The 8,221-nt window shown below is 45.0% G+C and carries 8 protein-coding genes and 2 pseudogenes; all 10 read left to right on the forward strand.

Going from position 1 to position 8,221, the window contains the following annotated elements; translation table 11 throughout:
* Positions 1–20: 20 nt before the first annotated feature.
* Positions 21–992 (forward strand): arabinose-5-phosphate isomerase KdsD, encoded by a 972-nt coding sequence (gene kdsD, locus SU60_RS17620; RefSeq protein ID WP_041156677.1) that lies wholly within the window; start codon positions 21–23, stop codon positions 990–992.
* A gap of 85 nt (positions 993–1,077) precedes the next feature.
* On the forward strand, positions 1,078–1,641 hold the full coding sequence (gene lptC / locus SU60_RS17625) for an LPS export ABC transporter periplasmic protein LptC (protein ID WP_041156678.1): 564 nt from the start codon (positions 1,078–1,080) through the stop codon (positions 1,639–1,641).
* Positions 1,622–2,116, forward strand: coding sequence for a lipopolysaccharide transport periplasmic protein LptA (lptA, locus tag SU60_RS17630; RefSeq protein ID WP_041156679.1), 495 nt, complete (start codon positions 1,622–1,624; stop codon positions 2,114–2,116). Before lptC ends, lptA begins: the two co-directional genes overlap by 20 nt.
* Position 2,117: 1 nt before the next feature.
* Positions 2,118–2,843 carry an LPS export ABC transporter ATP-binding protein gene (lptB, locus tag SU60_RS17635; RefSeq protein ID WP_041156680.1) on the forward strand — a complete coding sequence of 242 codons (726 nt, stop codon included), beginning with the start codon at positions 2,118–2,120 and terminating at the stop codon, positions 2,841–2,843.
* 50 nt (positions 2,844–2,893) lie between these two features.
* Positions 2,894–4,362 (forward strand): annotated as a pseudogene (locus SU60_RS17640) (RNA polymerase factor sigma-54).
* 23 nt (positions 4,363–4,385) lie between these two features.
* Positions 4,386–4,673, forward strand: coding sequence for a ribosome hibernation promoting factor (gene hpf, locus SU60_RS17645; RefSeq protein WP_041156681.1), 288 nt, complete (start codon positions 4,386–4,388; stop codon positions 4,671–4,673).
* 2 nt (positions 4,674–4,675) lie between these two features.
* A complete protein-coding gene (gene ptsN, locus SU60_RS17650) occupies positions 4,676–5,122 on the forward strand; it encodes a PTS IIA-like nitrogen regulatory protein PtsN (protein WP_041156682.1) in 447 nt (148 codons plus the stop codon).
* A gap of 15 nt (positions 5,123–5,137) precedes the next feature.
* A complete protein-coding gene (gene rapZ, locus SU60_RS17655) occupies positions 5,138–6,001 on the forward strand; it encodes an RNase adapter RapZ (protein ID WP_041156683.1) in 864 nt (287 codons plus the stop codon).
* A gap of 2 nt (positions 6,002–6,003) precedes the next feature.
* On the forward strand, positions 6,004–6,279 hold the full coding sequence (locus SU60_RS17660; RefSeq protein ID WP_041156684.1) for an HPr family phosphocarrier protein: 276 nt from the start codon (positions 6,004–6,006) through the stop codon (positions 6,277–6,279).
* Between the two features lie 505 nt (positions 6,280–6,784).
* Positions 6,785–8,138 (forward strand): annotated as a pseudogene (gene mgtE, locus SU60_RS17670) (magnesium transporter).
* The last annotated feature ends 83 nt before the right edge of the window (positions 8,139–8,221 follow it).

Raw genomic sequence — 8,221 nt, forward strand, 5'->3', positions numbered from 1 at the left:
AAATAAATTGGAGCACGATTATGTCTCGTCAATTTGATTTCCGCGCTGCCGCTAAACAAGTTCTTGATATAGAAGTTGCTGCCCTGCAAGGGTTAGATACTTATTTCAATGATGAGTTCGAGCAAGCTTGCGAATTGATCCTAGCCAACAACGGAAAAGTCGTTGTGATGGGCATGGGCAAATCAGGTCATATTGGCAATAAAATTGCTGCCACACTCGCGAGTACGGGCACTTCCGCGTTTTTTGTTCATCCTGGAGAGGCAGCCCATGGCGATCTCGGAATGATCAGTGATGGTGATATTGTGATTGCGATTTCGAACTCTGGTGAATCACATGAGATTTTATCTCTGTTTCCAGTATTGAAGCGATTGAACATCAAGATCATCAGCATGACAGGGAAGCCCGATTCAAACATGGCAAAACTGTCGGATATACACTTACAAATCACCGTGCCGCAAGAAGCTTGTCCGCTTGGCTTAGCTCCTACCAGTAGCACAACGGCAACCTTGGTTATGGGGGATGCACTCGCGGTATCTCTGCTCCAAGCGCGTGGGTTCTCAGCAGAAGACTTTGCGCTTTCCCACCCTGGCGGCGCTTTAGGAAGAAAATTGCTGCTTAAGTTGTCTGATATAATGCACTTTGGTCATGCATTGCCAAAAGTATCGCCAGACGCACTGATTCGCGATGCACTGTTGGAAATTTCTGAAAAAGGCTTGGGTATGACCGCTGTAGTAGATGAACACGATGCTATGCTTGGTATATTCACCGATGGAGACTTACGCCGAGCACTTGATAAACGCATTGACATTCATACGACTGCGATTAAAGAAGTCATGACGAAAAACCCAACCACAGCACATCCAGATATGCTTGCAGTGGAAGGTCTGAACTTGATGCAGAATAAAAACATCAATGCTCTGATTTTGTGTAAAGACGATACGATTGTTGGTGCATTGAACATGCATGACTTATTAAAAGCTGGCGTGATGTAATATCAGCGGCACATTGAATCGTTTAACGACGCAGATTAAGGCAATAATCAGAAAAGTACTGAGCTAAACAATAGGCATTTATGATATGAGTTTTACTCGCCTTATTAATTTGCTATTGATCTTCATCGTTGCATGGTGTGGCTACTATCTAATCACACCAAGAAATGACGATACCGTTCAAGTAGCGCCAGATACTGAACTACCGATGTTCAGTGGGACTGGGTTAGAAAACATTACCTATGGTGAAGATGGTGTTCGCAGTTACATCATCCGCTCCACCAACTTAGATTATTATGCTAAAAGTGGAGAAACCATATTTAATGCTCCCACACTTATGGTTTATCGTGAAGGTAAAACCGTAGAATGGAAAATAACAGCGACAAGAGCTGTGTTAGATGAAGATCAAATACTGACGTTGTATGACAAGGTCCTAATGCAAAACCTGTTACCTGACGCAAGCTTTGATACCATGGCTACCGACAAATTGGTCATTAATCTAACCAACCGTGATTTTACAGCCAATCAGCAAGTAATGTTGGTTGGGCCACAATTTGAAACTACCGGAGGCGCAATGGAAGGCAATTTAAAGCAACACACTGCGACTCTGACTGATAACGTTCAAGGCCGATATGAAATCGTTACACCTTAGCCTTTTTGCACTGGTGCTGGCTGCACCTCATGCGCTGGCACTTAAATCGGATACCCAACAGCCTGTTTACATCAATTCAGATACACAACAGGTAGATATGAAAAGTAACCAGGTTATTTTTCAAGGTGATGTATCACTTAAGCAAGGCAGCATCAATATTGATGCGAGTAAAATCGTAGTCACTCGCGATCCCAAAACGGAAACCATCCGCCAGATCCAAGCATTTGGCCAACCCGCAACGTTCTCACAGTTGATGGACGATGGTAAAACACTAAGCGGTCAAGCGGACGAACTCGACTACCGAATTTCTAGCGACGAACTCACGATGAAAGGTCACGCGCAACTCGCGCAAGATGGAAACACCATTAAAGGCTCGTCGATTCGCTACCAAATTGGTCAGCAGAAACTCGTGGCAGATAGTTCGAAGAACGAGCGAGTCACTACCATTTTGCAACCCAACCAATTAGAGGACTAAAATGGCAGTCCTAAGTGCAAAAAACTTAGCGAAAAGCTATAAAAAACGTAAAGTTGTCACGGATGTAAGCTTAGAAGTTGAATCTGGACAAATCGTTGGTCTACTCGGCCCTAACGGTGCAGGAAAAACCACGTCGTTTTACATGATCGTGGGCTTGGTGCCTCGCGATGAAGGCACAATTACTATTGACAACAAAGACATCAGTATATTACCAATGCACAGTCGCTCTCGTCTGGGCATTGGTTATCTTCCTCAAGAGGCATCGATTTTTCGTAAGCTCTCAGTAGAAGACAACATCATGGCGGTTCTGCAGACTCGCCAAGAAATGACACGTGAAGAACGCCAAGACAAACTGGAAGATTTGCTAGAGGAGTTTCATATACAGCACATTCGCACCAGTGCTGGTATGGCTTTATCAGGTGGTGAGCGACGTCGGGTAGAAATTGCGCGCGCGCTCGCTGCAAACCCACAATTTATTTTATTGGATGAGCCGTTCGCGGGTGTTGACCCAATTTCAGTCAATGACATCAAAAAAATCATTGAGCACTTGCGGGATCGTGGTCTAGGCGTGTTGATTACAGACCACAACGTACGAGAAACACTGGACGTATGTGAAAAAGCCTATATCGTAAGCCAAGGACACCTTATTGCATCGGGAACACCGGAACAAGTTCTCAACAATGACCAGGTGAAACAAGTTTATCTCGGCGAACAATTCCGTCTATGATTATATTAGGAACGGTAAGATTCTGAGCATTACAAGGTAAGTAACACTGAATGAAACCTTCATTACAACTTAAGTTAGGCCAACAGTTAGCCATGACGCCGCAGCTGCAACAGGCGATTCGTTTGCTGCAGTTGTCGACTCTCGATCTTCAACAAGAAATTCAAGAAGCATTAGACTCAAACCCGCTTCTTGAAGTCGAAGAAGGACAAGAAGAGCCGTTAGCCAATGGTGAAGATAAGTCGGATCTCGCGCCCGACGCTAACAACAGTGACAACGAACCTACTGACATTGACGTACCAGACAGCTCTGACGTGATTGAAAAATCGGAAATCAGCTCCGAACTCGAAATCGATACCACATGGGACGATGTTTATAGTGCCAATACTGGCAGCACTGGGTTAGCACTTGATGACGACATGCCGGTTTATCAAGGAGAAACCACCGAGTCACTGCATGATTACCTTATGTGGCAACTGGATCTCACGCCGTTCAGTGAAACCGACCGAACTATCGCACTTGCGATCATTGATGCCATCGATGACTACGGTTACTTAACCCTCTCGCCAGAAGATATCCACGAAAGCTTTGACAACGAAGACATCGAATTAGACGAAGTCGAAGCGGTTCGTAAGCGTATTCAACAATTCGATCCTCTTGGTGTTGCCTCTCGCAACCTGCAAGACTGCTTATTGCTTCAGCTGTCGACTTTTCCCGACGAAACGCCGTGGTTAGAAGAAGCAAAAACCATATTGCAAGATCACATTGATCACTTGGGTAACCGCGATTACAAATTGGTCATTAAAGAGACCAAATTAAAAGAAACGGAACTTCGAGAGGTATTGAAGCTCATTCAACAACTCGACCTCGCCCGGGTAGCCGTATCACTCCTGATGACACCGAATACGTAATTCCAGATGTCTCAGTGTTCAAAGATAATGGCAAATGGACGGTTTCGATTAATCCGGATAGCATCCCAAAATTAAAAGTAAATCAACAATATGCTCAGCTCGGTAAAGGCAACAGCGCAGATAGCCAGTATATTCGTAGTAATTTGCAAGAGGCAAAATGGTTAATTAAGAGCTTGGAGAGCAGAAACGAGACCCTACTCAAAGTTGCACGATGTATTGTTGAACACCAGCAAGATTTCTTCGAGTATGGTGAAGAAGCAATGAAGCCAATGGTACTAAATGATGTGGCTCTGGCGGTAGACATGCATGAATCAACCATTTCTCGTGTCACAACACAAAAGTTTATGCATACGCCAAGAGGCATTTTTGAACTGAAATACTTCTTCTCCAGTCATGTAAGTACTGACAATGGCGGAGAATGTTCGTCTACGGCAATCCGAGCACTGATTAAAAAGTTGGTCGCGGCAGAAAATACTGCTAAACCACTGAGTGATAGTAAGATTGCTGCTCTTCTGGCTGATCAAGGGATTCAAGTGGCGAGACGTACGATAGCTAAATATCGAGAATCCTTGGGTATCTCCCCTTCAAGTCAGCGTAAACGCCTACTTTAGGCACCAACTGAAAAGGAAAGTCTATGCAAATCAATATTCAAGGCCATCACGTTGATCTTACCGATTCAATGCAAGACTACGTTCAAACGAAATTTCAGAAGTTAGACCGTTTTTTTGAACACATAAATCAAGTGCATGTTTTACTAAAAGTTGAAAAAGTCACTCAAATCGCGGAAGCTACGCTCCACGTAAACCAAGGCGAAATTCATGCGTCAGCAGATGATGAGAATATGTACGCCGCAATTGATTCGCTGGTGGATAAACTTGTTCGCCAACTTAATAAGCATAAAGAAAAACTAAACAGTCATTAATCATGCAACTGAGCGAAATACTGTCATTGGACTGCACGAGAAGTGCAGTCCACTGTACGAGTAAAAAACGAGCCCTAGAAATGATCAGCCACATCGTCGCTGAACAAACGGGCCAAGATTCTACAGAACTGTTTGAGTGTATGCTCAACAGAGAGAAAATGGGCAGTACCGGCATCGGAAACGGTATTGCTATCCCGCACGCAAGAATGCAATCGAGTGATAAGGCTATCGCAGTGCTTCTCCAATGTGACGAAGCCATTGAATTTGATGCGATTGACAATCGACCGGTTGACCTTCTATTTGCCCTATTAGTTCCAGAAGAGCAATGCAAAGAACACCTAAAAACGCTGTCATCGATGGCGGAACGCTTGAGCGACAAACAGGTACTGAAGTTGCTCCGTAACGCTCAAAGCGATGAAGAGCTCTACAACATTATGATTCATCAGTAAGCGGGATATTTAACCATGCGATTAATCGTTGTTAGCGGGCATTCTGGTGCAGGCAAGAGCGTGGCACTGCGTGTACTAGAAGATTTAGGTTACTACTGTGTGGATAATCTACCGGTTAATCTTCTTGATGCCTTTGTCCAGTCCGTCGCTGATAGCAAGCAGAATGTTGCGGTCAGTATCGACATCCGCAATATACCGAAAAAGCTCAAAGAGTTGACCGGTACGCTGGAAAAGCTGAAGGCCGAGCATGATCTCACGATGCTTTTCTTAGATGCCGATAAGGAAACGCTGCTCAAACGTTACAGTGAAACCCGTCGAATCCACCCTTTGTCTATTGGTAGTCAATCACTTTCTCTTGATCAAGCAATCGAGCGAGAAAAAGAAATTTTGCGTCCTCTAAAATCTCATGCAGACTTACTGCTCAATAGCAGTGGGCAATCACTACATGAATTGAGTGAAACGGTACGCATGCGAGTTGAAGGAAGAGACCGTAAAGAACTGGTCATGGTTTTTGAATCTTTTGGTTTTAAGTACGGGTTACCCTCTGATGCTGACTACGTGTTTGATGTGCGCTTTTTACCAAATCCGCATTGGGAACCAGGACTACGTCCTATGACAGGACTTGATGGCCCAGTCGCTGCGTTTTTAGAGCAACATCAATCGGTACTGAGCCTCAAGTATCAAATCGAAAGCTTTATCGAAACCTGGCTACCAATGCTAGAAAAGAACAATCGCAGTTATCTGACGGTTGCCATTGGTTGCACTGGTGGTAAACACCGCTCTGTCTACCTTACACAAAAAATTGGTGAATACTTCGCAACGAAAGGGCATCAAGTTCAAGTCCGCCACACATCGCTAGAAAAAAATCCCAAGGAGTAAACGTGGAAGTCAGTCGTAAAGTTCTTATTCAAAATCGTCTCGGCCTACATGCTCGTGCAGCGGTGAAACTTGTCGAACTGGCTCAAAGTTTTGATGCGATCATTACGATTGACAATGAAGAAGACAAAACCGCTACAGCCGACAGTGTCATGGGTTTATTGATGTTAGAATCCGCGCAAGGTGAATACGTGACGATCCATGCTAATGGGTCGCAAGCGGAGCAAGCCTTAGATGCCGTTTGTCACCTTATTGAAGATAAGTTTGATGAAGGGGAATAAAACAAGGTCCTAGGTTGAAAACAAGGTCCTAGGAAAACACAGGTCCTAGGTCCTAGAAAAACAAGGAATACGGGACGCTGCGCTTACAGATTACAGAAAAATCAGATTAATATTCATTAAAATCAGCAGCTTCAGCCATTCCTGCGGGCTCAAGCGAGACTAGGAATCTACTCACGACTAGGGCGCTGCTGAAACTAACACCGCAAACACCTACATACTCGAAGGCTAGATTCTGAATCACGCTCCTTCGTCGCTGTTCAGTAAGACGAATTTCAGCCATAGTGCTCAGTAATCTGTATTCCCACACTGCAAACACAAATGCCAACAAAGGAGCACCGAAGCCTCGAGTAACACGCCTAGGAACTAGGACCTGCTTTTTACCTAGGACCTTTCCCCTCCCCTTTCTGAAATTAATTTTCCCTACTTTCACAAGTTGTTATTAAAAGGCTCCTAGAATTAAGTTATTATTCAATCCATTGTAACTATCAGGAAGTAGGAGGAAAAAGTGGAAGAGCAAATTGAATTCGACCAAGCTCACCAAGCCCTCCAAGAAGTCACAGAAGCACTGGAAAATGGTCGCTTCGTCCATGTTCGTCGTCAATTACAGGACATGGAACCTGAGGATATCGCTCACCTTTTAGAAGCCTCTCCGCGTAAAAGTCGTGAAGTGCTTTGGCAACTTACCGATCCAGAAGACTACGGTGAAATTCTTGACGAGCTCAACGAAGACGTTAAAGACAGTCTCGTGTCCAAAATGGCCCCTGAAGCGCTTGCAGAAGCGACGGAAGGTATGGACACCGATGATGTTGCTTACGTGCTGCGTAGCTTGCCCGATGACCTGTCCCGTGAAGTTCTTTCTCAGATGGACTCTTCTGACCGATTACGTGTCGAAACCGCGCTATCATACCCAGAGGATACCGCTGGTGGGCTAATGAACACCGACGTTATCACCATACGTGGTGACGTTGATGTCGACGTTGTCTTGCGTTATTTACGAATGAAAGGCGAGCTGCCAGAAGCCACCGATGCTTTATATGTTATTGATGAAGAAAGTAAACTGATTGGTGAACTGCCCATTACTCTGCTAATCACCACTCAGCCAGATGTGAAGATTGTCGATATCATGGAAGACGCAGATGAAGCCATAACCGTCGATACCAGCGATTCCGACGTTGCTAGCTTGTTCGAACGTCGAAACTGGGTATCAGCTCCGGTCGTAGATGAGAATCAGCACCTCGTGGGTCGTATTACTATCGATGACGTGGTCGACGTTATCCGAGAAGATGCTGAGCACTCCATGATGAGCATGGCGGGTATGGATGACGACGAGGATACCTTCGCACCTGTCGTAAAATCAGCACGTAAGCGCAGCATTTGGTTAGGCGCAAATGTTCTGGCTGCCCTAGCGGCCGCTTCTGTTTCTAACATGTTTGAAGCAACGCTAGATCAAATGGCTGCCATCGCAGTTTTAATGACTATCGTGCCATCGATGGGAGGCGTTGCAGGTAATCAAACAGTTGCACTGGTTATTCGTGGTCTTGCGCTCGGACATATCGGTGATTCCAACAAACGTGAACTGTTAATGAAGGAAGCCGCAATCGGTTTTCTTAACGGTATCATGTGGGCGCTTATCATTGGCGGTATCGTTGTCGCATGGAAAGGAAACTGGATGTTGGGCGGTATTATTTCTGCAGCATGATGACCAACTTGTTGGTCGCTGGTATTGCAGGGGTTACTATTCCGATTCTACTGAAAAAGATGAATATAGACCCAGCTCTAGCGGAGGAATGGCGTTAACCACCGTCACCGATGTGATTGGTCTGTCGGTGTTCCTTGGACTGGCAACGATTATGATTTAAAAGATTTGAGGGCCTGGGATCCTAGGTGACTAGGTCCTAGGTATGCTTGTTGTAAGTACAGCGATAAACATGTGCTTTTTGGG

This window comes from Vibrio mytili, assembly GCF_000830505.1.
Classification (GTDB): Bacteria; Pseudomonadota; Gammaproteobacteria; order Enterobacterales; family Vibrionaceae; genus Vibrio; species Vibrio mytili.

Excerpts from the sequence above, each read along its gene's own strand:
- kdsD (WP_041156677.1), top strand. The coding sequence starts at position 21 with ATGTCTCGTCAATTTGATTTCCGCGCTGCCGCTAAACAAGTTCTTGAT.
- lptC (WP_041156678.1), top strand. The coding sequence starts at position 1,078 with ATGAGTTTTACTCGCCTTATTAATTTGCTATTGATCTTCATCGTTGCA.
- lptA (WP_041156679.1), top strand. The coding sequence starts at position 1,622 with ATGAAATCGTTACACCTTAGCCTTTTTGCACTGGTGCTGGCTGCACCT.
- lptB (WP_041156680.1), top strand. The coding sequence starts at position 2,118 with ATGGCAGTCCTAAGTGCAAAAAACTTAGCGAAAAGCTATAAAAAACGT.
- hpf (WP_041156681.1), top strand. The coding sequence starts at position 4,386 with ATGCAAATCAATATTCAAGGCCATCACGTTGATCTTACCGATTCAATG.
- ptsN (WP_041156682.1), top strand. The coding sequence starts at position 4,676 with ATGCAACTGAGCGAAATACTGTCATTGGACTGCACGAGAAGTGCAGTC.
- rapZ (WP_041156683.1), top strand. The coding sequence starts at position 5,138 with ATGCGATTAATCGTTGTTAGCGGGCATTCTGGTGCAGGCAAGAGCGTG.